Annotated in this window: 22 protein-coding genes and 1 tRNA gene; 18 read left to right on the top strand and 5 right to left on the bottom strand. The window is 64.8% G+C overall.

Features of this window, described 5'->3' with window-relative positions; genetic code table 11:
* Window positions 1-17: 17 nt before the first annotated feature.
* A tRNA-Leu gene (locus tag AC1DUN_RS17985) sits at window positions 18-102 on the bottom strand.
* Window positions 103-106: 4 nt separating this feature from the next.
* Window positions 107-316, bottom strand: coding sequence for a hypothetical protein (locus AC1DUN_RS17980; protein ID WP_477715160.1), 210 nt, complete (start codon window positions 314-316; stop codon window positions 107-109).
* Between AC1DUN_RS17980 and rnr the strand changes: the two genes are divergently transcribed.
* Together rnr and AC1DUN_RS17970 are read left to right on the top strand one after the other, a co-directional pair.
* Window positions 269-2,581, top strand: a complete 2,313-nt coding sequence (rnr, locus tag AC1DUN_RS17975; protein WP_477715323.1) for a ribonuclease R — start codon at window positions 269-271, stop codon at window positions 2,579-2,581. The genes AC1DUN_RS17980 and rnr overlap by 48 nt on opposite strands.
* Window positions 2,582-2,642: 61 nt before the next feature.
* Window positions 2,643-3,200, top strand: coding sequence for a YggT family protein (locus AC1DUN_RS17970; protein WP_477715159.1), 558 nt, complete (start codon window positions 2,643-2,645; stop codon window positions 3,198-3,200).
* 12 nt (window positions 3,201-3,212) lie between these two features.
* Here AC1DUN_RS17970 and AC1DUN_RS17965 read toward each other — a convergent pair whose 3' ends face one another.
* The 3 genes from AC1DUN_RS17965 to AC1DUN_RS17955 form a co-directional block, all read right to left on the bottom strand.
* Window positions 3,213-4,706: an NAD(P)H-hydrate dehydratase gene (locus AC1DUN_RS17965; RefSeq protein WP_477715158.1), complete on the bottom strand. Its 1,494-nt coding sequence runs from the start codon at window positions 4,704-4,706 to the stop codon at window positions 3,213-3,215.
* Between the two features lie 47 nt (window positions 4,707-4,753).
* Window positions 4,754-6,013 (bottom strand): D-amino acid dehydrogenase, encoded by a 1,260-nt coding sequence (locus AC1DUN_RS17960; protein WP_477715157.1) that lies wholly within the window; start codon window positions 6,011-6,013, stop codon window positions 4,754-4,756.
* A 120-nt stretch (window positions 6,014-6,133) separates the two neighbouring features.
* Window positions 6,134-7,486, bottom strand: a complete 1,353-nt coding sequence (locus AC1DUN_RS17955) for an amidase (protein ID WP_477715156.1) — start codon at window positions 7,484-7,486, stop codon at window positions 6,134-6,136.
* 180 nt (window positions 7,487-7,666) lie between these two features.
* Between AC1DUN_RS17955 and rpsB the strand changes: the two genes are divergently transcribed.
* From rpsB to AC1DUN_RS17875, 16 genes are all read left to right on the top strand, one after another.
* A complete protein-coding gene (gene rpsB / locus AC1DUN_RS17950) occupies window positions 7,667-8,416 on the top strand; it encodes a 30S ribosomal protein S2 (RefSeq protein ID WP_413329170.1) in 750 nt (249 codons plus the stop codon).
* A gap of 125 nt (window positions 8,417-8,541) precedes the next feature.
* A complete protein-coding gene (tsf, locus tag AC1DUN_RS17945) occupies window positions 8,542-9,456 on the top strand; it encodes a translation elongation factor Ts (protein ID WP_477715155.1) in 915 nt (304 codons plus the stop codon).
* 63 nt (window positions 9,457-9,519) lie between these two features.
* Window positions 9,520-10,230: a UMP kinase gene (gene pyrH / locus AC1DUN_RS17940; protein WP_036838012.1), complete on the top strand. Its 711-nt coding sequence runs from the start codon at window positions 9,520-9,522 to the stop codon at window positions 10,228-10,230.
* 48 nt (window positions 10,231-10,278) lie between these two features.
* A complete protein-coding gene (gene frr, locus AC1DUN_RS17935) occupies window positions 10,279-10,839 on the top strand; it encodes a ribosome recycling factor (RefSeq protein WP_007866405.1) in 561 nt (186 codons plus the stop codon).
* Between the two features lie 27 nt (window positions 10,840-10,866).
* Complete coding sequence (gene uppS / locus AC1DUN_RS17930; protein WP_477715154.1) at window positions 10,867-11,607, top strand: polyprenyl diphosphate synthase; 741 nt, start codon at window positions 10,867-10,869, stop codon at window positions 11,605-11,607.
* Window positions 11,607-12,467: a phosphatidate cytidylyltransferase gene (locus AC1DUN_RS17925; protein ID WP_477715153.1), complete on the top strand. Its 861-nt coding sequence runs from the start codon at window positions 11,607-11,609 to the stop codon at window positions 12,465-12,467. Before uppS ends, AC1DUN_RS17925 begins: the two co-directional genes overlap by 1 nt.
* A gap of 7 nt (window positions 12,468-12,474) precedes the next feature.
* Window positions 12,475-13,662, top strand: a complete 1,188-nt coding sequence (gene ispC, locus AC1DUN_RS17920) for a 1-deoxy-D-xylulose-5-phosphate reductoisomerase (RefSeq protein ID WP_477715152.1) — start codon at window positions 12,475-12,477, stop codon at window positions 13,660-13,662.
* A gap of 1 nt (window position 13,663) precedes the next feature.
* Window positions 13,664-15,040, top strand: coding sequence for an RIP metalloprotease RseP (gene rseP / locus AC1DUN_RS17915; RefSeq protein ID WP_477715151.1), 1,377 nt, complete (start codon window positions 13,664-13,666; stop codon window positions 15,038-15,040).
* Between the two features lie 13 nt (window positions 15,041-15,053).
* Entirely contained in the window at window positions 15,054-17,351 is a 2,298-nt protein-coding gene (bamA, locus tag AC1DUN_RS17910; RefSeq protein WP_477715150.1) for an outer membrane protein assembly factor BamA, read from the top strand.
* Window positions 17,351-17,857 carry an OmpH/Skp family outer membrane protein gene (locus tag AC1DUN_RS17905; protein WP_007866425.1) on the top strand — a complete coding sequence of 169 codons (507 nt, stop codon included), beginning with the start codon at window positions 17,351-17,353 and terminating at the stop codon, window positions 17,855-17,857. The genes bamA and AC1DUN_RS17905 overlap by 1 nt, the downstream gene beginning before the upstream one ends.
* A gap of 49 nt (window positions 17,858-17,906) precedes the next feature.
* On the top strand, window positions 17,907-18,968 hold the full coding sequence (gene lpxD / locus AC1DUN_RS17900; RefSeq protein WP_477715149.1) for a UDP-3-O-(3-hydroxymyristoyl)glucosamine N-acyltransferase: 1,062 nt from the start codon (window positions 17,907-17,909) through the stop codon (window positions 18,966-18,968).
* Window positions 18,965-19,405: a 3-hydroxyacyl-ACP dehydratase FabZ gene (gene fabZ / locus AC1DUN_RS17895; RefSeq protein WP_007866435.1), complete on the top strand. Its 441-nt coding sequence runs from the start codon at window positions 18,965-18,967 to the stop codon at window positions 19,403-19,405. The genes lpxD and fabZ overlap by 4 nt, the downstream gene beginning before the upstream one ends.
* Window positions 19,406-19,436: 31 nt before the next feature.
* Window positions 19,437-20,249, top strand: coding sequence for an acyl-ACP--UDP-N-acetylglucosamine O-acyltransferase (gene lpxA / locus AC1DUN_RS17890; protein ID WP_477715148.1), 813 nt, complete (start codon window positions 19,437-19,439; stop codon window positions 20,247-20,249).
* Between the two features lie 5 nt (window positions 20,250-20,254).
* Entirely contained in the window at window positions 20,255-21,457 is a 1,203-nt protein-coding gene (lpxB, locus tag AC1DUN_RS17885) for a lipid-A-disaccharide synthase (protein WP_477715147.1), read from the top strand.
* Window positions 21,429-22,046 carry a ribonuclease HII gene (rnhB, locus tag AC1DUN_RS17880; RefSeq protein WP_477715146.1) on the top strand — a complete coding sequence of 206 codons (618 nt, stop codon included), beginning with the start codon at window positions 21,429-21,431 and terminating at the stop codon, window positions 22,044-22,046. Before lpxB ends, rnhB begins: the two co-directional genes overlap by 29 nt.
* A complete protein-coding gene (locus tag AC1DUN_RS17875) occupies window positions 22,043-22,849 on the top strand; it encodes a TrmH family RNA methyltransferase (RefSeq protein ID WP_477715145.1) in 807 nt (268 codons plus the stop codon). The genes rnhB and AC1DUN_RS17875 overlap by 4 nt, the downstream gene beginning before the upstream one ends.
* Window positions 22,850-22,960: the final 111 nt, after the last annotated feature.

Below are 22,960 nucleotides of genomic sequence, written 5' to 3'. Positions count from 1 at the left end.
AAGCTGTTTGGTGTATCTGGTGCCCGGGAGAGAACTCGAATCTCCACATCTTGCGATACACGGACCTGAACCGTGCGCGTCTACCAATTCCGCCACCCGGGCACAGCTAGCAGTGTACCATTACTTGAACGCATTCTGAGGCCCCGGCCCACAAATTTTCCTGAAATATTTCGGCTGCATACTCAAAACCAGCAGCCCCAACAAAAAGAGACTTTTTATCAAAACAACTCATTCCCATACGGGCGGATCGTCCGCCCATTCCTCCGGTCTGCTCGCTGAATTCGAGGGCACCGTTTCCGGCCACCGCGACGGCCATGGTTTCGTATTGCGCGACGACGGCGAGGCCGATATTTACCTGCCGCCCAATGAAATGCGCGCGGTGCTGCACAAGGACCGCGTCAAGGCGCGCATCGTGCGGCATGACCGCAAAAACCGGCCCGAAGGCCGCGTGACCGAGATCATCGAGCGCTCCTCCAACCCCATCATCGGCCGCCTGTTGCAGGAAAGCGGCGTCTGGCTGGTCGCGCCCGAAGACAAGCGCTACGGCCAGGACGTGCTGATCCCCAAGGGCGCCACCGGTACGGCCAAGGCCGGCCAGGTGGTGGTGGTGCAACTCACCGAGCCGCCGGCGCTGTTCGGCCAGCCCGTGGGCCGCGTCAAGGAAGTGCTGGGTGAGATCGACGACCCCGGCATGGAAATCGAAATCGCGGTGCGCAAATACGGCGTGCCGCATGAATTCAGCGATGAGGCGCTGGCCCTGGCCCGCGCCTTGCCGGACGCCGTGCGGCCCGCCGACAAAAAGCACCGCATCGACCTGACCGACGTGCCGTTGGTCACCATAGACGGCGAAGATGCCCGCGACTTTGACGATGCCGTGTATTGCGAGCCGGCCAAGGTCGGCCGCGGCAAGGGCTGGCGCCTGTTGGTGGCGATTGCCGACGTGAGCCACTATGTGGAAACCGGCAGCGCCATCGACATCGACGCTTATGACCGCGCCACCAGCGTGTACTTCCCGCGCCGCGTGATTCCCATGCTGCCGGAGAAACTCTCCAACGGCCTGTGCTCGCTCAACCCCAACGTCGAGCGCCTGTGCATGGTCTGCGACATGCTGGTCAACGCCAAGGGCGAGGTCCATGCCTACCAGTTCTACCCTGCGGTGATGTTCAGCCAGGCGCGCTTCACCTATACAGAGGTCGCCGCCATCCTGGCCAATACGCGCGGCCCCGAAGCCGCGCAGCGCAAGGCGCTGGTGCCGCACCTGCTTGATTTGCATGACGTCTACCAGGCCTTGCTCAAGGAGCGCGGCACGCGCGGAGCGGTGGACTTCGAAACTACCGAAACGCAAATCGTCTGCGATGAAGCGGGGCGCATTGAAAAAATCGTGCCCCGTACGCGCAACGTGGCGCATCGCCTGATCGAGGAGGCCATGCTGGCCGCCAACGTCTGCTCGGCCGACTTCATCTCGCAGAGCAAGCACGTGGGCCTGTACCGTGTGCACGAGGGGCCGACGCCCGAGAAGAAGGAGATGCTGCGCAACTACCTGAAGGCCGCCGGCGTCGGCATGACCATCAGCGACGACCCGGAGCCCGGCGAGTTCCAGCGCATCGCGCTGGCCACCAAAGACAGGCCGGACGCGCAGCAAATCCACTCCATGCTGCTGCGCTCCATGCAGCAGGCCATCTACACGCCCATGAACAGCGGCCACTTCGGCCTGGCTTACGAGGCCTACACGCACTTCACCAGCCCGATCCGGCGCTACCCCGATTTGCTGGTGCACCGTGTCATCAAGGCGGTGCTCAACAAGGCCAAATACCAGTTGCCGACCCTGCCCACGCCGGGCGAGGCCGAGGCCAAGCTGTCCAAGCGGCTGGCCTCGCGTGTCAAGGAACCCACGCAGAAGCCCAAAAAAGCCAGCGCCGACGAACTCGCCTGGCAGGCCGCCGGCCTGCATTGCAGCGCCAATGAGCGGCGCGCCGACGAAGCCAGCCGTGACGTCGAGGCCTGGCTCAAATGCAAGTACATGCGCGAACACCTGGGCGAGGAGTTCGGCGGCGTCGTCACTGCGGCCACCGGCTTCGGCATCTTCGTCACACTGGACGCGATGTATGTCGAGGGCCTGGTGCACATCACCGAGCTGGGCGGCGAATACTTCCGCTTCGATGAAGCCCGCCAGGAATTGCGCGGCGAGCGCACGGGCATCCGCTACGCCATCGGCACGCGGGTGCGGGTGCAGGTCAGCCGGGTGGACCTGGACGGCCGCAAGATCGACTTCCGGCTGGTGAACGAAGGCCAGGACCTGGTCGGCCGCGCGATGAAGGACAAGACCGGTGGCCATGCCGGCGAGCTGCCGGCCCAGGAGCGCGGCGCGACTCGCCATGCCGCGGAACCCCGGACCGGCAAGGCCGGCAAACAGACGGCCGGCAAGCGCGCGGAGACCCGCTCCGGCAGCCGTGGCAGCAGTTCGGGCCGCAGCGCCGGCAGCGAGCGCACGCCCAAGTCACCCATCCAGGCGCTGAAGGCCGCCGTCAAGAAGGCCGCCGGCAGCGCCGGGCGCAAACAGGGCAAGAAGCCCCGCCGCTAGGCGTCCAGGAAATAGCCATGGATTGTTTTCTTCATCTTTTCTGGCATAGGGCGGGCCGCGCATGCTGATCCGCATCCTGTCGTTTCTTCTTGAAACCATTTTTTTCCTGCTGATTGCCGCAGCCCTGCTGCGCGCCTGGATGAACTGGGTCCGGGTCAACATGAGCGCCCAGCCGGGCAGCTTTGTCATGGCCCTGACCGACTGGCTGGTCAAGCCGCTGCGCCGGGCATTGCCCAGGTCGCTGGCGCAGTCGCGGGTGGACTGGGCCAGCGTGATCGCCGCCGCCGTGCTGGCGCTGGCCTATGCCTTGCTGTGGGCCTTGATGTTCGGCCTGCTGCTGGGCGCGCTTGAGCTGGCGCCTGCAGTCCTGCTAACGCTGCTGTCGTTCGCGCTCAAGATGCTGGTGCGCGTGGCGCTGCAAACCCTGTTCATCCTGGTGCTGGGTTTTGCCATTCTTTCGTGGGTGCAGCCCGGCTCCCCGGCCTATGCCTTGCTGGGCCGCCTGACCGAGCCCGTGCTGGCGCCGCTGCGCCGGGTGATCCCCGTCGTGGGCGGGGTCGACATCTCGGCTCTGGTGCTGATCGTGCTGCTGCAGATTGCCTTGATGGTCCTGGTTTAGCGGCCTGGCGATCTAGGCCTTGGCCAGCGCCGACGCCGTCAGCGTCTGCTCACCGGCGGGCCATTCATCGGCCAGGCGGCCGTGGGCAAACACGGCGCCGCATGCCGCTTCAAAGGCCTCAACTCCCCCGGCCATGCGCGCCCCCAGCATGCCGGCCAGCACATCGCCCGTGCCCGCCGTGGCCAGCAGGGCGTTGCCGCTGCTGTTGATGGCGCTGGCCTGCCCAGGCGCGGCGATCACGGTTCCCGAGCCCTTGAGCACCACGACGCATTGAAAGCGCTCAGCCAACTGGCGGGCGTGAACCAGGCGGTTGGCTTGCACTTCTTGGGCGCTGATCCCGGCCAGCCGGGCAGCTTCGAGCGGATGGGGCGTGAGCACGGTCGCATAGCCGCGATTGCGGCGGGCCGCGAGCTGGGTCTGCAGCTGAGTGTCCCCGGCAATGGCGTTGAGCGCGTCCGCGTCCAGCACCAATCGCGGCGCCGCCGACAGCGCCTTGGGCAGCACGGTGCGCACGGCATCGCCGCCGCCGCAGCCGCACACGACCACCTGCCGCGCCAGGTCCAGCGCCTCCGGGGCGCGGAACATCAATTCGGGTTGCTGGGGGTCCGTGCTGAGCGCCGGGCTGCCGAGCAGCGCCACATACACGCGGCCCGCGCCCGCATGCAGCGCGGCCCGCGCGGCCAGCAGCGCGGCGCCCGCCATATGGCTGCGGGCTGTGGATTCCCCGCCCAGCACCGCTACGTCGCCGAAGCTGCCTTTGTGACTCGCATGCGGGCTGGTCTGCCTGGGCGCACGCAGGGCCCGGTCGGCGCCCAGCAGCCAGGCATCGGGCGCCGGCGCGCCGGCGCTTGCCGTGCCAAGGTCGTCAAACCACACATGGCCCGCGCAGTCGCGGCCGTTCGCGGTGAACAGGCCCGGCTTCAGGGTCAAAAGACTGAGGGTAAAAACTTCCGGGCCTGTGGCAAACCCGGCGGCGAAGACACCGGTGTCGGCGTCCAGGCCGGTCGGCAGGTCCACCGCGATCCGGGGCGCGGTGCCGGCCTGCATGCGCGCCAGCCATTGCAGCATCAGGGCTGTGCCCGGCCGGGCTGGGTCCAACGTGCCGCCCAGGCCCAGCAGGGCGTCTATGCAGAAATCGAAGTCCTCGGGCGGCTGCGCGGCCATGGGCACGCCGGCGGCCAGGGCCCGTTCGCGCGAGGCCTGGGCGTCGGGTGGCTGGCCGGTTTTGCCCGGCGGCAGGCCGGTCCAGGTCAGGGTTACATTTTTGCCCCAGCGGTGCAGGTGCATGGCGGCCTCGAAGCCGTCGCCGCCGTTGTTGCCGGGGCCGCAGGCAATCCAGATGCGCTGCGCGTGCGGCGCCAGGGCCAGCGCCAGGCGCGCGACTGCCAAGCCGGCGCGCTGCATCAGCGTGTGCGGCGGCAGGCCGGCGGCGGCCAGCCGTTCAAGTTCGCGGGTGGCCGCCACGCCGTGAAGCGGCTCGCTGAGGGCGCTGGAAATTCTTCGCATGGCCCGATTGTGCGGCTACAGGCGTAAAAAAGCCCGGCGGGCCAGGCTCAAGCCAGGCGCGCGACGCCCAGGCCTTCCATGTCGATGTCGGTGTTTTTGCCGGCCATGAGGTCGGCCAGCGCCCGCGCGCTGCCGCAGCTGAGCGCCCAGCCGCTGGAGCCATGGCCCAGGTTGAGCCAGAGGCCGGGGATGCCGCTGTCGCCGATAACGGGCGGCCCGTCGGGCAGCATGGGCCTGGCGCCTTTCCATTCCTGCACGCTGGAGCCGGTGTTGGAGAGCTGGGCCGCGCCCGGAAACCAGTCGTGCAGAACCTTGTAAAGGGTTTGCAGCGAGGCGGCTCGCTTGTTGTCCAGCGAGCCGCCGATTTCGGCGCTGCCGGCCACCCGCACGCGGTTGCCCATGCGCGAAATCGCGACCTTGTAGCGCTCATCCATCAGCGCGCTGCGCGGCGCGTTCAGGGGTTCGCGAATCGGCGCGCTGATGGAGTAACCGTAGACTGCGGCCATCGGAATCTTCAAGCCCAACGGCCGCAAGAGCTGCGCCGAGGCCAGGCCCGCGCACATGACCACCCGGTCGAAGCCGCGCGGCGTGCTTTCACCGGCGATGACCAGGCTGGCGGGCTGCGCCTGCTCCAGCCGGGCCACGGTGGTGTTGAATTCAAAATTCACGCCCAGGCGTTGGGCCTCGTTCTTCAGCAGCAGCGCGAACTGCCGGCAATTGGCCACTTCGTCGTTGGGCAGGTGCACGGCGCCCAGAAAGGGCGTGTCGGGGTTCAGTGCCGGCTCGATTTTGAGGACTTCCTCGGGGCCGATTTCCTTGAAGGTTACGCCCGCGTCGCGCAGCACCGCCAGGCCGGGCTGCACCAGCTTGCTGTCTTTTTCGGAACGCAGCAGCACCATATAGCCGGGACTGCCGTCGTATTCGAGCTGCAGCTCGGCCGTCAGGTGATGCAGCCTTTCGCGGCTGTAAAAAGCCAGGCGCTGCATGCGCGCGCGGTTGGCCAGGTAGATGTCCAGCTTACAGGCGCGAAACCACTGCCACATCCACGCGAGTTCGCCGGCCGACAGTGGCAAGCCGAGCTTGACCGGGGCGTGGCGGCTGAACAGGTGGCTGAGGACCTTGCGCGGCATGCCGGGCGCGGCCCAGGGCGTGACGTAGCCGGGCGCGACCAGGCCGGCGTTGGCAAAGCTGGTTTCCTCGGCCGCCGCGCCGCGGCGTTCGAATACCGTGACCTCGTGGCCGTCCAGTGCCAGTTCGTAGGCGGTGGTGATGCCGATGATGCCGGCGCCAATGACGGCGATCCTCATGCGAAGGCTCCGCGGCGGCGTGGCGTGGAGGCGGGGCGTTTGGGACGGGAAATCTTGTTGTGCATTGTTTTTTTTATGGGTGAGCAGGCCGCGAGCCCGGGCAGGATGGGGTTGCGGCGGTTATTGGTGTAGCGACTGCGCCAGAGCGGCTTCCACTTGCAGGGCCAGGTCCAGCACCGCGTCGTCATGCAGGGCCGCGTGCCACAGCATCAGGCCCACGGGCAACTGGCCGGGCGTGTGGCAGGGCAGGGAAATCGCGCAGCCGTCGAGCATGTTAACCACCGAGGTGTTGCGCAGCAAAAGGCCGTTGACCCTGAAAAACTCAGTGTCGTCATTCAGCAAACCGGCGATGGGCGGCGCAACCAGGGGTACGGTGGGCGACAGCACGGCGTCAAAGCCGTCGAGCCGCGCTTCCATACGGGCTATCCAGTCCTTGCGCGCCGCCAGCAGGTCTATGTAGTCGGCCGCGCTCATGGCGGCGCCGCGCAGTATGCGCTGTGCGACACGCGGGTCGTAGCCGGACTGGCGCTCGGCGATCAGCTTGCGATGCCAGGCGTAGCTTTCGGCCGCCGACAGGCCGCCGGTGGCGTTGATGGCCGCCAGCTCGGTGATTTCCTCGAGCGGGATTTCCACGATCTGCGCGCCGGCCTCGCGCAAGACCTGCAGGCTGCGCTCAAAGGCCTGGGCCACCGTGCGGCTCAGCGCGTCCTGCATCAGCGTGCCGGCCACGGCCAGGCGGTATCCGGACAGGGGCTTGCCGGTCAGCCCGACCCGGCGCGCCGCCAGCACCTCGTGCACGGTGACGGCGTCGCGCACCGAGCGCGTCAGGGCGCTCACGGTGTCCAGGCTGGTCGATAGCGGCAGGGCGCCTGCGGTTGGCACCAGGCGGGCCGTGCTCTTGAAGCCGACGATGCCGCACAGTGCCGCGGGAATGCGGATGGAGCCGCCCGTGTCCGAGCCCAGGCCCACCAGGGCCGCGCCGGTGGCCACCGACACGGCCGCGCCCGACGAGGAGCCGCCCGGGATGCGCGCCGTGGCCGGGTCGGCCGGGTTGGCGGGCGTTCCGTAGTGCGGGTTGATGCCCACGCCTGAAAAAGCGAACTCGACCATATTGGTGCGGCCCACCAGTGCCGCGCCGGCAGCCCTGAGCCGGGCCACCGCGGGGCAGTCGGCCTGGGCCGGGGCGGCTTGCGCCAGCACTTTGGAGCCGGCGGCGGTGACCTGGCCGGCCACGTCGAACAGGTCTTTGATGGACACCGGAATCCCGGCAAGCGCCAGTCCGGCATTGCCGGAGGGCGTGTTTTTCAGCGTTTCAGCCGGGTTTGCCGGCGAGCCGGGCATAAAAACATGGCGGCAGGCCTCGCTTTGCGCGGCCAGGGCGGCCTGCGCCAGGATGTCCGTGGCTTGCACATGGCCTTCCTGGAGTGCCAGGCGGGCGGCATGGAGGTCGCCGGGGAAGGGGGGCTGGCTCATGGGATGGGAGGGGGCTCAGGAGAGGAGGGCGGAGGGATGTTATACTCGACAGGCTTTGCAAATGACGATTTTGTTGTTTGCAATGCAAATCGCAAATCAGCCACCCAAGGTGTTGCCCCATAAATCTCAATGATGGGGCGATAAGCGCTGATTTTAGACACAACCTTTTGGAGTATTTTTATGTCGACCACTATGCGCGAAATGCTGGAAGCAGGCGTTCATTTCGGACACCAAACCCGCTTCTGGGACCCCAAGATGGCCCCCTACATCTTCGGCCATCGCAACCGTATTCACATCATCAACCTGGAAAAATCGCTGCCGATGTACCAGGAGGCGATGAAGTTCGCCAAGCAGCTGTCCGCCAACCGCGGCACCATCCTGATGGTGGGCACCAAGCGCCAAGCCCGCGAAATCGTCGCCACCGAAGCCAAGCGCGCCGGCGTTCCCTACGTTGACCAGCGCTGGCTGGGCGGCATGCTGACCAACTTCAAGACGGTCAAGACCTCGATCAAGCGCTTGAAAGAGATGAAGGCCCAGCAGGAAGCCGGCCTCGAATCCATCAGCAAAAAAGAACAGCTGACCTTCAAGCGCGAAATCGAAAAGCTTGAAAAGGACATCGGCGGCATCCAGGACATGAACGCCCTGCCGGACGCCATCTTCGTGATCGACGTGGGTTTCCACAAAATCGCGATCCTGGAAGCCAAGAAGCTCGGCATCCCCCTGATCGGCGTGGTTGACTCCAACCACTCGCCCATCGGCATCGATTACGTGATCCCCGGCAACGATGACTCCTCCAAGGCTGTGGCGCTGTATGCCCGCGGCATCGCCGACGCGATCCTGGAAGGCCGCGCCAACGCCGTGAACGACGTTGTCAAGGCGGTTTCCGCCGAGAGCTCGGACGAGTTCGTGGAAGTGGACAACGCGGCCTGATAGTTTTCGGCTCTGCGCCAGACGCGAAAAAGGGGCTCGCGTAGCCCCTTTTTCACAACTTAAACATCAAGAAGGGATGGGCCCTGTCGGCCCGTCCCCGTGAACACGATAAACGGAGAATCAAAATGGCAATTACTGCAAGCATGGTCGCTGAACTGCGCGCCAAGACCGACGCCCCGATGATGGAGTGCAAGAAGGCGCTGACCGAAGCCGAAGGCAATTTCGAGAAAGCCGAAGAAATCCTGCGCGTCAAGCTCGGCAGCAAGGCCGGCAAGGCCGCTTCCCGCGTCACCGCCGAAGGCGTGGTGGCCGCGCACCGCGAAGGCGATGTGGGCGCGCTGGTTGAAGTCAACTGCGAAACCGACTTCGTGACCAAGAACGACAGCTTCCTGGCTTTCACCAAAGGCGTGGTCGAAGGCATCGTCAAGAACAACCCGGCCGACGTGGAAGCCGTGGGCGCCATGCCCCTGTCGCTGGACGGTTTCGGCCCCACGGTCGAGGACGTGCGCAAGGGCCTGATCGGCAAGATCGGCGAAAACATGAGCGTGCGCCGCTTCAAGCGTTTTGCCGGCAGCAAACTGGCTTCTTACCTGCACGGCACGCGCATCGGCGTGGTGGTGGAGTTTGAAGGCGACGAAGCCGCCGCCAAGGACGTCGCCATGCACGTGGCCGCGATGAAGCCCGTGTCGCTGTCCAGCGCCGAAGTTCCCGCCGAACTGGTCGCCAAAGAGCGCTCGGTGGCCGCCGCCAAGGCTGCTGAAGATGCCGCCAAGGCCCAGGCCGAAGGCAAGCCCGTGCAATCCGCTGAAATTGTTGCAAAGCGTATCGAAGGCGGCGTGCAAAAGTACCTGAAGGAAGTCAGCCTGTACAACCAGACTTTCGTCAAGAACGACAAGCAGACCGTTGAGCAGATGCTCAAGGAAAAAGCGACCACGATCAAGTCCTTCACGCTGTACGTGGTGGGCGAAGGCATCGAGAAGAAGGTCGACGATTTCGCCGCCGAAGTCGCCGCCCAGGTCGCAGCCGCCAAGGCCGCTTAAGCACTCAGCCTAGCCGGAAGGCCGCTAAACTCCCCTTCACTTCAACCACAGAAAGCCCCTCACATGCCAGCCTACAAGCGAATCTTGTTAAAACTGTCAGGTGAGGCCTTGATGGGGGACGATGCCTTCGGCATCAACCGCGCCACCATCGTGCGCATGGTGGAGGAAATCGCCGAGGTCACCCGCATGGGCGTCGAAGTGGCGGTGGTGATTGGCGGCGGCAATATTTTCCGCGGCGTGGCGGGCGGCTCGGTCGGCATGGACCGCGCCACCGCCGACTACATGGGCATGCTGGCCACCGTGATGAATGCCCTGGCCTTGGGCGACACCATGGACAAGGCCGGCCTCATCGCCCGCGTGATGTCGGCCATCGGCATTGAGCGTGTGGTCGAACCTTACGTCCGCCCCAAGGCCTTGCAGTACCTCGAAGAGGGCAAGGTCGTTATTTTCGCGGCCGGCACGGGCAATCCTTTTTTCACCACCGACACGGCGGCAGCGCTGCGCGGCGCCGAGATCGGCGCGGAGATCGTACTCAAGGCCACCAAGGTCGACGGTGTGTACACTGCGGACCCCAAGAAAGACCCGAAAGCCACGCGCTACACCAACATCACGTTTGATGAGGCCATGGGCAAAAACCTCGAGGTCATGGATGCCACCGCCTTCGCGCTGTGCCGCGACCAGAAGCTGCCCATCAAGGTGTTCAGCATCTTCAAGCACGGCGCGCTCAAGCGCGTGGTACAGGGAGAAGACGAGGGAACGCTGGTTCACGTCTGAGCCGCAGGGCTTGCTTTTTTTTCGCCATAAAAATCCGGAGATCCGACCATGAGCATTGCTGACGTCAAGCAGCTGGCAGAGCAAAAAATGCTGCAGTCCATCGACTCGTTCAAGAACGGCCTGACCAAGATCCGCACCGGCCGCGCCAACCCCGGCCTGCTCGACACCGTGCATGTCGACTACTACGGCTCCATGGTGCCGATCAGCCAGGTTGCCAACGTGTCGCTGCTCGACGCGCGCACCATCAGCGTCTCGCCCTGGGAAAAGGGCATGGGTGCCAAGATTGAAAAAGCCATTCGCGATTCCGACCTCGGGCTCAACCCGGCGGCGCAGGGCGACCTGATCCGCGTCCCCATGCCGCCGATGACCGAAGAGCGCCGCAAGGAGCTCACCAAGGTCGTGCGTTCCGAGGGCGAGCACGCCAAGGTCGCGATTCGCAACTTGCGCCGCGACGCCAACGACGGCATCAAGAAACTGGTCAAGGAAAAGCTCGCGTCCGAGGACGACGAGCGCCGCGCCCAGGACGACATCCAGAAGTTCACCGACCGTTTCATTGCCGAAGTCGACAAACTGGTCGCCGGCAAGGAACAAGACATCATGGCGGTTTGACGCTTCAGCGTCTGGCCTGAATTGTCCATGGCCACCACTTCCAGTCCGGTCCCGCGCCACATTGCCATCGTCATGGATGGCAATGGCCGTTGGGCGACCAAACGGTTTTTACCCCGCATCGCAGGCCACAAGCAGGGCGTTGATTCGCTGAGCCGCTGCGTGCGCGCCTGCCTGGAGCGCGGCATCGGCGTGCTGACGGTGTTCGCGTTCTCATCGGAAAACTGGAACCGGCCCTCTGAAGAGGTGTCGGGCCTGATGGAGCTGCTGGCCCTGTCGCTGGCCAAGGAAGTGCCCAGCCTCAATGAAAACGGCGTGCAGCTGCACTTCATCGGCGACCGTGAGCGGCTCTCCGAGAAGGTCAGGGCCGGCCTGGCAAAGGCCGAAGGGGATACCTCGGCCAACAGCCGGCTGGTTTTGAATGTCTGCTTCAACTACGGCGGCCGCTGGGACATCGCGCAGGCCGCGCAGAAGCTGGCCAGCCGCGGCGAGGCCATCACCGAGCTGTCGCTGGACCGGGCCATGGCGATGGCGCACGTGCCCGACCCGGACCTGCTGATACGCACGGGCGGCGAACTGCGCATCAGCAACTTCCTGCTGTGGCAGGCGGCCTATTCGGAGCTGCATTTTTCCGACAAGCTCTGGCCCGAGTTCGACGAGGCGGCGCTCGATGAGGCGATTGCCGTTTTTCGCACCCGCGAACGGCGCTTTGGCCAGACCTCCGCGCAGGTCAGCGGCCAGGGCAACAACCACAATGCAAAGGCGGCTTGATGCTTAAACAGCGTGTCATCACGGCGATTGTCCTGCTGGCCATCCTGCTGCCCGCACTTTTTTACTCCACCCCCCAGCCCTTTTGCGTCGTGGCGCTGCTGCTGATTGCAGCGGGTGCCTGGGAGTGGGGCCGGCTCAATGGCTACGGGCAGGGCGTTTCGCTGGGACTGGGCCTTGTGAGCGTGGCGGCCTGCGCGCTGTCCTGGTATGCCGGCCTGCTGGATAAGTCCTTGCCCATGCTCTGGGCCGCCGCCGGTGCCGCCTGGGTGCTGGCCGGCGGCTGGTTGCTGCGCAAGGGCGTGGCCGGCTGGCCGCACATTCCCAAGGCGCTGCGGCTCGCGGCGGGGCTGGTCGCGCTGTGGCTGGCCTGGCTGGCCGTCGCCCAGGCGCGTGTCACCGGTATCAATTTCCTGCTGTCCGTGCTGCTGCTGGTTTGGGTGGCCGATATCTTTGCCTACTTCGCCGGGCGCACTTTCGGCGGCCGCTTCAGCAAGGGCAAGCTCGCGCCTTCGATCAGCCCTGGCAAAAGCTGGGAAGGCGTCTGGGGCGGCATGGCCGGTGTGGTCGCGCTGTCGCTCGCCTGGGCCTATGCGGGCACCGCCTCGGGCGGCGCCGGTTTTTGGGGCGAGGCCACGCTTTACAGCCGGCTGGTGGCCAGCCACGGTTTGTGGGTCATGCTTTTGGCGGTCATTTTCCTGGCGGCCATGAGTGTGGTGGGCGACCTGGTCGAATCGCTGATCAAGCGCAGCGCGGGCGTCAAGGACTCCAGCGGCCTGCTGCCGGGCCACGGCGGGGTGCTGGACCGCGTTGACGCCCTGTTGCCCACGTTGCCCCTGGCGATGATGTTGGTCACCCTTTAAGTCCGCCATGTCCTTCAGCAAGCAGCGCATCACTGTTCTGGGCTCCACCGGGTCCATAGGCGTCAACACGCTGGACGTGATCGCGCGCCATCCCGAGCGTTTTGAAGTGTTCGCGCTCAGCGCGGCGACCCAGGTCGACCTGATGCTGGCCCAGTGCGCCCAGTTCAAGCCACGTTATGCCGTGATGGCGAGCGAGCCGCATGCCCGCCAGCTGGCCGACAAGGTCAAGGCCCACCAGTTGCCCGTGCAGGTGCTGTCGACGCCCGATGCGCTGGAAATGATTGCCTCGCATGAATCGGTGGACACCGTCATGGCGGCCATTGTGGGCGCGGCGGGCCTGGCGCCCTGCATGGCGGCGGCCCGCACGGGCAAACGCCTGCTGCTGGCCAACAAGGAAGCGCTGGTGGTAGGCGGCGAAGTCTTCATGCAGGCGGTGCGCGCCGGCGGGGCCAAGCTGCTGCCCATAGACAGCGAGCACTCGGCCATCTTCCAGTCCCTGCCGGAAGACGCCGCGACCTGGGGCGAACGCGTCGAAAAAATCATCCTGACCGCTTCCGGCGGGCCCTTCCGCACCCGCGATGCCGCCAGCCTGCGCCATGTCACGCCCGACGAAGCCTGCGCCCACCCGAACTGGGTGATGGGCCGGAAAATCTCGGTCGACTCGGCCACCATGATGAACAAGGCCCTGGAGGTGATCGAAGCGAAGTACCTGTTCGGCCTGGCGCCGCAGCAGATCGAGGTTGTGATCCATCCCCAGAGCATCATCCATTCCATGGTCCAGTACCGCGACACCTCGGTGGTGGCGCAGCTCGGAACGCCAGACATGCGCGTTCCCATCGCCTACGGCCTGGCCTGGCCGGACCGGGTGGTGTCGGGGGCCAAGGCCCTGGATTTCAGGTCGCTGGCCACCATGACCTTCGAGGTACCCGATGATGCGCGCTTCCCGGGGCTACCGCTGGCCTGGGAGGTGCTGAACGGCCCCGTGGGCAGCACCGCCGTGCTCAATGCGGCCAACGAGGTGGCCGTCGCCGCCTTTCTTGAAAAACGCATACGTTTTGACCATATTCACCATGTAAATCACGCAACTTTGGAGGCCCTGGCGCCCTCAGAGGTAAGTGATATTGAAGGCCTGCTCGGTCTGGATGGGCAGGCTCGCCGCCTTGCCCTTCGCATTGCCGGACAACTGGAGCCCTGACATGCTGACCCTGGTTTCTTTCGTTGTGACGCTGGGAATCCTGATCGCCGTGCACGAATACGGACACTACCGCGTGGCCGTGGCCTGCGGCATCAAGGTCCTTAAGTTTTCGATTGGATTCGGCAAGCCGATTTACAGCTGGAAGCTCAAGAACAAGTCCACCGAGTTTTCCATCGGCATGCTGCCCCTGGGCGGCTACGTCAAGATGCTGGACGAGCGCGAAGCGCCCGTCGACCCGGGCGAGCGCCACCTGGCCTTCAACACCCAGCCGCTGAAATCGCGTGCCGCCGTGGTGGCGGCAGGCCCGGCGGCCAACCTGCTGCTGGCCGTGCTGCTGTACGCCATCCTCAACTGGAGCGGCCTGCAGGAGCCCAAAGCCGTGCTCGCCAGTCCCGTGGCCGGATCGCTAGCGGAAAAAGCCGGCCTGCGCGGCCAGGAAACGGTGGCGCAGGCGGCTTTTGAAGGTGATGAACTCCAGGACGTCCGCTCTTTTGAGGACTTGCGCTGGCGCCTGACCCAGGGCGCGCTCGACGGCCGTGACCTCACGCTGGTGCTGGGTGCAGACGCCGCCGGCGCCGGGCAAATGGTGCGTCTGCCGCTCAGTCGCCTGGGCGCTCCCGAAGCCGATGCCCAGCTGTTCCGCAAAATCGGCATCCTGGGGCCCTGGACCCGTCCCGTGATCGGGGATGTCATGCCCGGGGGCGCAGCCGAAAAATCCGGCCTGCATGCCGGCGATGTGGTGGTGCGCATTGGTGACACTGCCATCGTCGACGGGCAGCACTTGCGGGAAACCATAAGGACCTCGGTTCCGGCTTCCACCACGGGCCGGGCTGCGGTAGCGCCCCAGAACTGGCAGGTCGTTCGCGCCGGCCGGACGCTGGCGCTGCAGGTCACCCCGGAGCTCAAGACCGTGAACGGGACGCTGGTGCCCCGTATCGACGCCTATGTGGGGACCGCGCCTGAACTCGTGACGGTGCGCTACGGCTTTATTGACGGCCTGTGGCAAGGGGCGGTGCGCACCTGGCAGGTGTCCGCGCTCACGCTGCGCATGATGGGGAAAATGCTGACCGGCCAGGCCTCGCTCAAAAACCTCAGCGGGCCGCTTACGATTGCCGACTATGCGGGCAAGTCGGCCAGCCTGGGATGGAGCTATTACCTGACCTTCCTGGCCCTGATCAGCGTGAGCCTGGGCGTCCTGAATTTACTCCCGCTGCCGGTTCTGGATGGGGGGCACCTGATGTATTATCTTTGGGAGGGGATCACTGGCCGAGGCGTGTCTGACGCCTGGATGGACCGGTTGCAGCGCGGTGGCGTTGCGATCCTGCTGGGCATGATGTGTGTTGCCCTGTTTAACGATGTCACCCGGCTCTTGGGCTAATTCCATACATTTCATGCAAAAACAAATAAATCGCTTCAAAGTTCGCGCAGTTTGCGCCATAGCCGCCGGTCTTTTTGCAGCCAGCACCGCCTGGGCGGTTGACCCTTTCACGGTGCGAGACATTCGGGTTGAAGGTTTGCAGCGCGTGGAGCCTGGGACCATTTTTGCGTCGCTTCCCTTTCGTGTCGGCGAAACCTACAACGACGACAAGGGCTCGACCGCCATTCGCGCGCTGTTCGGCCTGGGTCTGTTCAAGGACGTGAGGCTGGAAGTCAGCGGCGACGTGCTGGTGGTGATTGTGGAAGAGCGCCCAACCGTGGCCGACGTGGATTTTGTCGGAACCAAGGAATTCGACAAGGAAGCGCTGAAAAAGGCGTTGCGCGAAGCGGGCGTCGCCGACGGCCAGCCTTTCGACAAGGCGCTTGCCGACAAGGCCGAGCAAGAGCTCAAGCGCCAGTACATCAACAAGAGCCTCTATGGCGTCGAGGTGATCACTACCGTCACGCCGATTGAGCGCAACCGCGTCAACCTGACCTTCAGCGTGGTGGAGGGCGAGGTCGCGAAGATCAAGGAAATCCACATCACCGGCAACAAGGCGTTCAGCGAATCCACGCTGCTGGGCCTGTTTGACCTGGACACCGGCGGCTGGCTCAGCTGGTACACCAAGTCCGACCGCTACTCGCGCACCAAACTCAATGCCGACATCGAGACGCTGCGTTCCTACTACCTGTCGCGCGGCTACCTGGAGTTCAAGGTCGACTCCACCCAGGTCGCGATCTCTCCCGACAAACAAAGCATTGCCATCACCGTCAATGTGAGCGAAGGCGAGCGTTTTGTGGTGTCGGGTGTCAAGCTCGAAGGCAACTACCTCAACAAGGAAGAAGAGTTCAAGACCCTGGTGAAGATTGAACCGGGCGAGCCCTACAACGCCGATCAGGTGGCCGAAACCACCAAGGCCTTCACCGACTATTTCGGCACCTTCGGATTTGCGTTTGCGCGCGTCGAGGCCGTGCCCGAGATCGACCGCAGCAACAACCGCGTGGCCTTTGTGATCCAGGCCGATCCTTCTCGCCGCGCTTATGTGCGCCGCGTGAACGTGGCGGGCAACAACCGCACGCGTGACGAAGTCGTGCGCCGCGAGTTCCGCCAGTTCGAGTCGTCCTGGTATGACGGCGACAAGATCCGCCTTTCGCGCGACCGCGTGGACCGCCTGGGTTACTTCACCGACGTCAACATAGACACGCAGGAAGTCCCCGGTACCCAGGACCAGGTCGACGTGACGATGAGCGTGACGGAAAAGCCCACCGGCAACCTGCAGCTCGGCGCGGGTTACTCCAGCGCGGACAGCGTCTCCCTGCTGTTCGGCATCAAGCAGGAAAACGTCTTCGGTTCGGGCAATTACCTGGGTGTTGAGATCAATACCAGCAAGTCCAACCGCCAGATTGTGCTGAGCACCATAGACCCTTATTTCACGGCCGACGGCATTTCGCGCACGATCGACGTTTATGACCGCACCTCCAAGCCGCTTTCCGGCCAGGGCGGCGATTACAGCCTGAAAACCCGCGGCGCCAGCATCCGTTTCGGGGTGCCGTTCACCGAGAACGACACCGTCTATTTCGGCAGCGGTTACGAGCAACTGACCATTGTTCCCGGCACCAACCTTCCCGTCAGCTACCAGGACTACGCCAACCAGTTCGGCTACAAGAGCAGCTCCGTTCCCCTGACGATCGGCTGGTCCCGCGACAGCCGGGACAGCTCCCTGGTTCCCACCACGGGCCGCTACCAGCGCGTGTACGGCGACTGGGGTGTCGCTGGCGACATCAAGTTCGTGCGGGCCAATTACCAGATCCAGCAGTACATTCCGCTGAACAAGCAGTTCACCGTCGCCCTGAACGGCGAGTTCGGCTGGGGCAAGGGCCTGAACGGCCAGCCCTATCCGCTGTTCAAGAACTACTACTCGGGCGGCCTCGGATCGGTGCGCGGCTTCGAGCAGGGCTCTCTGGGCCCGCGCGATGCGTCCGACCTGGCCATTGGCGGACCGAAAAAACTGACCCTGAACGCCGAACTGATCGCACCATTCCCGGGTGCCGGCAACGACAGGACCCTGCGTTTGTTCGGTTTTGTCGACGCCGGCAACGTGTTCGGGGAAAAAGAGCAATACAAGCTGAATGACCTGCGTGTCTCAACCGGCGTCGGCATCAGCTGGATTTCCCCATTGGGGCCTTTGCGGCTCGCCATTGCCACGCCCCTGCGTAAAAAGCCAGGCGATAGAATAGAGCGGTTGCAATTCCAAATTGGTACATCTTTCTAATGAAGCATCTTTCACACAAAATTTTCCTCGGCCTTGTTGTCGCGTTGGCGGGCTTCTCCGCAAGCGCGCAGGAGTTCAAGGTCGGTGTCGTCAATCTGGACCGGATTTTCCGCGAAGCCAATTCCGCCAAAGCCGCCCAGACCAAGCTCGAGCAGGAATTCAGCAAGCGTGAAAAAGAACTGAACGACCTGGCGAACCAGCTCAAGACGCTGTCCGACAAGTTTGAACGCGAGGCACCCACGCTGGCCGAAAGCCAGCGCAACACGCGGCAAAAGCAGCTGGTGGACCAGGACCGGGATTTCCAGCGCAAGCGCCGTGAGTTTCAGGAAGACCTGAACACCCGCAAGAACGAAGAACTCCAGCAGGTGATTGAGCGCGCCAACAAGGTCGTGAAAACCCTGGCTGAAACCGAAAAATACGACCTGATCCTTCAGGAGTCGGTGTACGTCAACCCCAAACACGACATCACCGACAAGGTGATCAAGGCGCTGAACGCCGCCCGTTGATGGCGGGGGTGTTCACCACGACCACCATCGCCAAAACGGCAGGCGCAGTGTGACACTCCGTCTTGCCGATATCGCCCAGTTCCTCGCTGGCCTCAATGCCGAATTGATCGGCGACCCGGGCCTGCAGATTGAGCGGCTCTCCACCCTGGAGGCCGCCGGCCCCCAGGATCTGAGCTTCCTCAGCCATCCCAAATACCTGGCCAAGCTGGCGCAGTCCGCGGCGGCCTGTGTCATCGTGGCGCCTGCCGCACGGCAGGCCGCCGTAGCCCGGGGTGCCTGCATCGTGGTGGACGACCCCTACCACGCCTTCGCGCTGGTCACCCAGCTCTGGAAGCAGCGGCATGCCCCGCGGGCCGCGCCGCAGATTCACCCCAGTGCCTTTATTGACCCCACGGCTTCGCTGGCCCCCGGCGTGTCGGTGGGGGCGTTTGCCTGCATAGGCGAGGGCGCGGTCATAGGCGAGGGCGCCCGCATCGCCGAGCACTGCGTCATCGGCAGGGGTGCGCAGGTCGGCGCCGGCAGCCGCCTGTCGGCGCGCGTCACCCTGGCGGACGGTTGCCGCATGGGTGCGCGCTGCATTGTGCACCCTGGCGCGGTGATAGGCGCCGACGGTTTCGGTTTCGCCTTGCACCAGGGGCAATGGGTCAAGATAGAGCAACTGGGCGGCGTGCTGATAGGCGACGACGTGGAGATCGGGGCCAACACCTGCATAGACCGCGGTGCCCTGCAGGACACCGTACTCGAAGATGGCGTCAAGCTCGACAACCTGGTGCAGATCGGCCACAACGTGCGGGTGGGTAAACACACCGCCATGGCGGGCTGCGCGGGTGTGGCGGGCAGCGCCACCATAGGCGCCCACTGCACGGTGGGTGGCGGCGCTATCGTGCTGGGCCACCTGAGCCTGGCCGATCATGTGCATGTGTCGGCGGCGTCCGTCGTGACGCGGTCCATCCTCAAGCCCGGAAATTACACCGGGCTCTTTCCCATCGACGACAATGCTGTCTGGGAAAAAAATGCCGCGACCCTCAAGCAGCTCCACACATTGCGCGAGCGCCTGCGGCTGGCTGAAAAAGCCATTCTGAACTCAGGACACATTGAAGAAAAATCATGATGGATATCCACCAAATTCTCAAGCAGCTCCCGCACCGCTACCCCATCCTGCTGGTGGACCGCGTACTCGAAATTGAAAAAGGCAAAAGCATCAAGGCGCTCAAGAACGTCACGATCAACGAGCCGTTTTTTATGGGCCATTTCCCGCACCACCCGGTCATGCCCGGCGTGCTGATGCTCGAGGCCATGGCGCAGGCCGCCGCCTTGCTGGCCTTTGAAACCCTGGGTGTGACGCCCGACGACAAGACGGTGTATTACTTCGCGGGCATAGACGGCGCGCGCTTCAAGCGCCCCGTCGAGCCGGGCGACCAGTTGATCATGGACGTCACCCTGGACCGCATGAAGGCCGGTATTTTCAAGTTCAAGGGTGTGACCCGCGTCGGCGACACCGTCGCCTGCGAAGCCGAACTCATGTGCACCATGCGCACCATTGCGTGAGCCGGGCCGTGACCATCCAGGCGAGCGCGACATGACAGCATCCCCTCACGCGCCGGGCATACACGCCACGGCCATCGTGGACCCGCAAGCCCAGCTCCATGAGTCGGTGAGCGTCGGGCCCTACACCATCATCGGGCCGCACGTGAAGATAGGCGAGGGCACCACCGTCGGCGCGCACTGCGTCATCGAAGGCCACACCACCATAGGCCGTGACAACCGCATTTTCCAGTTCAACTCGCTGGGCGCGATTCCGCAGGATAAAAAATACGCCGGCGAGCCCTGCGAGCTGGTCATAGGCGACCGCAACACCATCCGCGAGTTCTGCACCTTCAACATCGGCTCGCCGGGCGACACCGGCGTGACGCGCGTGGGCAACGACAACTGGCTCATGGCCTATGTGCACCTGGCGCATGACTGCTCGGTCGGCAACAACACCATTTTTGCCAACAACTCCCAGCTGGCCGGCCATGTGCATGTGGGCGACTGGGTGATCCTGGGCGGCTTCACCGTGGTCCACCAGTTTGTCAGGCTGGGCGCGCACAGCATGACGGCCATGTGCTCGCTGCTGTTCGCCGACCTGCCGCCTTTTGTCATGGTGCAGGGCCAGCCCGCCGAGGCACGGTCCATGAACTTCGAAGGCTTGCGCCGGCGGGGGTTTTCGCCTGACCGTATTTCCGCCGTCAAGGCCATGCACAAGGCCCTGTACCGCGACGACCTCACGCTCGACCAGGCGCGCGCGCGGATTGCCGAGCTGACCGGGAAACACCCGGAGTCTGCGCCCGATGTGCAGATGATGCTCTCTTTCCTGGAGCACACCTCGCCGCAACGCGGCATCGTCCGGTAAGGCCCATGTCTCTCGAGACCAGCCCTCTGCCAGCCCGTGGAGAGGCTGGCGGCCCCACGGCAAGGCCCCAGGTGGCCATGGTTGCCGGGGAAACCTCCGGCGACCTGCTGGCGGGCTTGCTGCTTGACGGCCTCAAGGCCCGCTGGCCGGCGATGACCTCCAGCGGCATAGGCGGCCCGCAGATGGCCAGGCGCGGGTTTGAAGCGGAGTGGCCCAGCGAGAAGCTGGCCGTGCGCGGTTATGTGGAGGTGCTGCGCCACTACCGCGAGATCGTCGGCATACGCGAACAGCTCAAGCAGCGCCTGCTGGCACAGCGTCCCGATGTTTTTGTCGGTGTGGATGCACCCGACTTCAACCTGGACCTGGAGGCCGCGCTGAAAGCCCAGGGCATCAAGACCGTGCATTTCGTCTGCCCCTCCATCTGGGCCTGGCGCGCCGACCGCGTCGAGAAAATCCGCCGCAGTGTGGACCACGTGCTGTGCATTTTCCCGTTCGAGCCGGCCTTGCTGGCCGCCCACGGCATCGCCGCGACCTATGTCGGCCATCCGCTGGCCAATGTCATTCCCCTGCAGCCCGACCGGGCCGCAGCGCGGCGCGCGCTGGGTTTGCGGGATGAGGACACGGTGATTGCCATCCTGCCGGGTAGCCGGAAGTCGGAGATCCAGTACCTGGCCCACAGGTTTTTCGCGGCCGCCGCCCTGATCCGGCGCGCGCAGCCGGCCGTTCGCTTCGTCGTGCCCGCGATTCCCGCCTTGAAGGCCGCCATCGAACACATCGCGGGCGAAGCCGGCATGCGAGACCAGCTGCAAATCCTCGAAGGCCAGTCGCACACCGCGCTGGCCGCCTGCGACTTCACGCTGATCGCCAGCGGCACCGCCACGCTGGAGGCGGCGCTGTTCAAGCGGCCCATGGTCATCGCTTACAACATGAACTGGCTGTCCTGGCAGATCATGCGGCGCAAAAAACTGCAGCCCTGGGTGGGCTTGCCCAATATCCTGTGCCGCGACTTTGTGGTGCCCGAGTTGCTGCAGGACCAGGCCAGCCCCGAAGCGCTGGCCGCGTCCGTCCTGCAGTGGGTGGCGGCAAAATCGTCGGCACCTGACAAAATAGCGGCTGTCGAGCAACGATTCGCCGCGCTGCATACCGAACTGCGGCGAGATACTTCAACATTAGCGACCGATGCGATCCAGCAAATTCTTGAAAGCTGAGCAAACCGCGCTGTCCTGGGACATTCCCGGGCTGGTGGCCGGTGTTGACGAGGCGGGGCGCGGCCCCCTGATGGGGCCGGTGGTGGCCGCCGCCGTCATTCTTGACGAGCTGAACCCGATCAAGGGCTTGGCTGACTCCAAAAAGCTCACGGCCCTGCGCCGCGAAAAACTCTACGACGAAATTCGTGCCAAAGCCCTGTGCTGCTCGATTGCCCAGGCCAGCGTGGAAGAAATCGACAGCCTCAACATCCTGCAGGCCACCATGCTGGCCATGAAGCGCGCGGTGGAGGGCTTGCGCCTGAAACCCAACAAGGTGCTGGTCGACGGCAACCGCCTGCCCACGCTGGCTATTTTGTCGGAAGCCATTGTGGGCGGTGATGCGCTGGTGCCCGCCATCTCGGCGGCCTCCATCCTGGCCAAGGTGCACCGTGACCGCTGGTGCGCCGAGTTCCACCTGGAATACCCGCAGTACGGTTTTGCCGACCACAAGGGCTACGGCACGGCCGAGCACCTGGCCGCGCTGCGCGAGCACGGCGCCTGCCCGCAGCACCGCAGGTCCTTCGCGCCGGTGGCCGAGGTTCTGCGGTGAGTTCGGGCTTTGCCTCCGGCGGGGCGTCCACCGAAGCCACACACCTCACCTCGCGCGATAACCCGCTGATCAAGGACTTGCGAAAGCTGTCGCAGGACAGCACGGCCTATCGCAAGCAGGGGCGCGTCTGGCTGGAAGGCGACCATCTGTGCCGCGCGGCGCTGGCGCGCGGGCTCAAACCTGCGCTGGCCGTTTTCGCCGAGTCTTATTGGCCTGCGGCACCCGCGGAATTTACGCGGGCGGCGGTCAAAAGCATCGTGATCCCCGACGCCTTGCTGCCCGAGATCAGCGGCCTGGAGTCGCCCGCGCGCATGGGCTTTGTCATGGGGCTGCCCGCCACTACCGGCCTGCGGCCCGATGCAGCCTCAGTGATCCTGGACCGGGTGCAGGACGCCGGCAATGTCGGCTCCATCCTGCGCAGCGCGGCGGCCTTTGGTTTCGGTCAGGTCATCGCCCTCAAGGGCACGGCGGCGCTGTGGTCGCCCAAGGTGCTGCGTGCCGGCATGGGCTCCCACTTTGCCCTGCAGCTGGTGGAAGGCCTGGAGCCCGAGGCCCTGGCGGCCCTGGCGGTGCCCGTCGTCGTCACCAGCTCGCACCACGGCGGCTTTTTGCACCAGCAAAAATTGCCCATGCCCTGCGCCTGGGCCATGGGCCACGAAGGGCAGGGCGTCAGCGACGAACTGATGGCCAGGGCGGCACTCAAGGTCCGCATAGACCAGCCGGGCGGCGAGGAGTCGCTCAACGTCGCCGCAGCAGCAGCAATTTGCCTTTACGCCAGCTCGCTGATCGTCTCTGATTCGTAAACCTGCGCACGGTGGGTGCATTGGGGGTTTTGTCTTCACCAGCATGAGCTGCGGAACCGGCTTTGCCGGGCCGCAGGCGGGCGGCCCCCATAGCGAGGAAAGGGGCAGCGC

This window comes from Polaromonas sp. P4_F6, from assembly GCF_056401275.1.
This window is presented reverse-complemented; position numbering and strand designations above follow the sequence as displayed.

Coding starts and splice junctions, on each gene's coding strand:
- AC1DUN_RS17980 (WP_477715160.1), bottom strand. CDS start 316: ATGGCCGTCGCGGTGGCCGGAAACGGTGCCCTCGAATTCAGCGAGCAG.
- AC1DUN_RS17970 (WP_477715159.1), top strand. CDS start 2,643: ATGCTGATCCGCATCCTGTCGTTTCTTCTTGAAACCATTTTTTTCCTG.
- AC1DUN_RS17965 (WP_477715158.1), bottom strand. CDS start 4,706: ATGCGAAGAATTTCCAGCGCCCTCAGCGAGCCGCTTCACGGCGTGGCG.
- AC1DUN_RS17960 (WP_477715157.1), bottom strand. CDS start 6,013: ATGAGGATCGCCGTCATTGGCGCCGGCATCATCGGCATCACCACCGCC.
- AC1DUN_RS17955 (WP_477715156.1), bottom strand. CDS start 7,486: ATGAGCCAGCCCCCCTTCCCCGGCGACCTCCATGCCGCCCGCCTGGCA.
- rpsB (WP_413329170.1), top strand. CDS start 7,667: ATGTCGACCACTATGCGCGAAATGCTGGAAGCAGGCGTTCATTTCGGA.
- tsf (WP_477715155.1), top strand. CDS start 8,542: ATGGCAATTACTGCAAGCATGGTCGCTGAACTGCGCGCCAAGACCGAC.
- pyrH (WP_036838012.1), top strand. CDS start 9,520: ATGCCAGCCTACAAGCGAATCTTGTTAAAACTGTCAGGTGAGGCCTTG.
- frr (WP_007866405.1), top strand. CDS start 10,279: ATGAGCATTGCTGACGTCAAGCAGCTGGCAGAGCAAAAAATGCTGCAG.
- uppS (WP_477715154.1), top strand. CDS start 10,867: ATGGCCACCACTTCCAGTCCGGTCCCGCGCCACATTGCCATCGTCATG.
- AC1DUN_RS17925 (WP_477715153.1), top strand. CDS start 11,607: ATGCTTAAACAGCGTGTCATCACGGCGATTGTCCTGCTGGCCATCCTG.
- ispC (WP_477715152.1), top strand. CDS start 12,475: ATGTCCTTCAGCAAGCAGCGCATCACTGTTCTGGGCTCCACCGGGTCC.
- rseP (WP_477715151.1), top strand. CDS start 13,664: ATGCTGACCCTGGTTTCTTTCGTTGTGACGCTGGGAATCCTGATCGCC.
- bamA (WP_477715150.1), top strand. CDS start 15,054: ATGCAAAAACAAATAAATCGCTTCAAAGTTCGCGCAGTTTGCGCCATA.
- AC1DUN_RS17905 (WP_007866425.1), top strand. CDS start 17,351: ATGAAGCATCTTTCACACAAAATTTTCCTCGGCCTTGTTGTCGCGTTG.
- fabZ (WP_007866435.1), top strand. CDS start 18,965: ATGATGGATATCCACCAAATTCTCAAGCAGCTCCCGCACCGCTACCCC.
- lpxA (WP_477715148.1), top strand. CDS start 19,437: ATGACAGCATCCCCTCACGCGCCGGGCATACACGCCACGGCCATCGTG.
- lpxB (WP_477715147.1), top strand. CDS start 20,255: ATGTCTCTCGAGACCAGCCCTCTGCCAGCCCGTGGAGAGGCTGGCGGC.
- rnhB (WP_477715146.1), top strand. CDS start 21,429: ATGCGATCCAGCAAATTCTTGAAAGCTGAGCAAACCGCGCTGTCCTGG.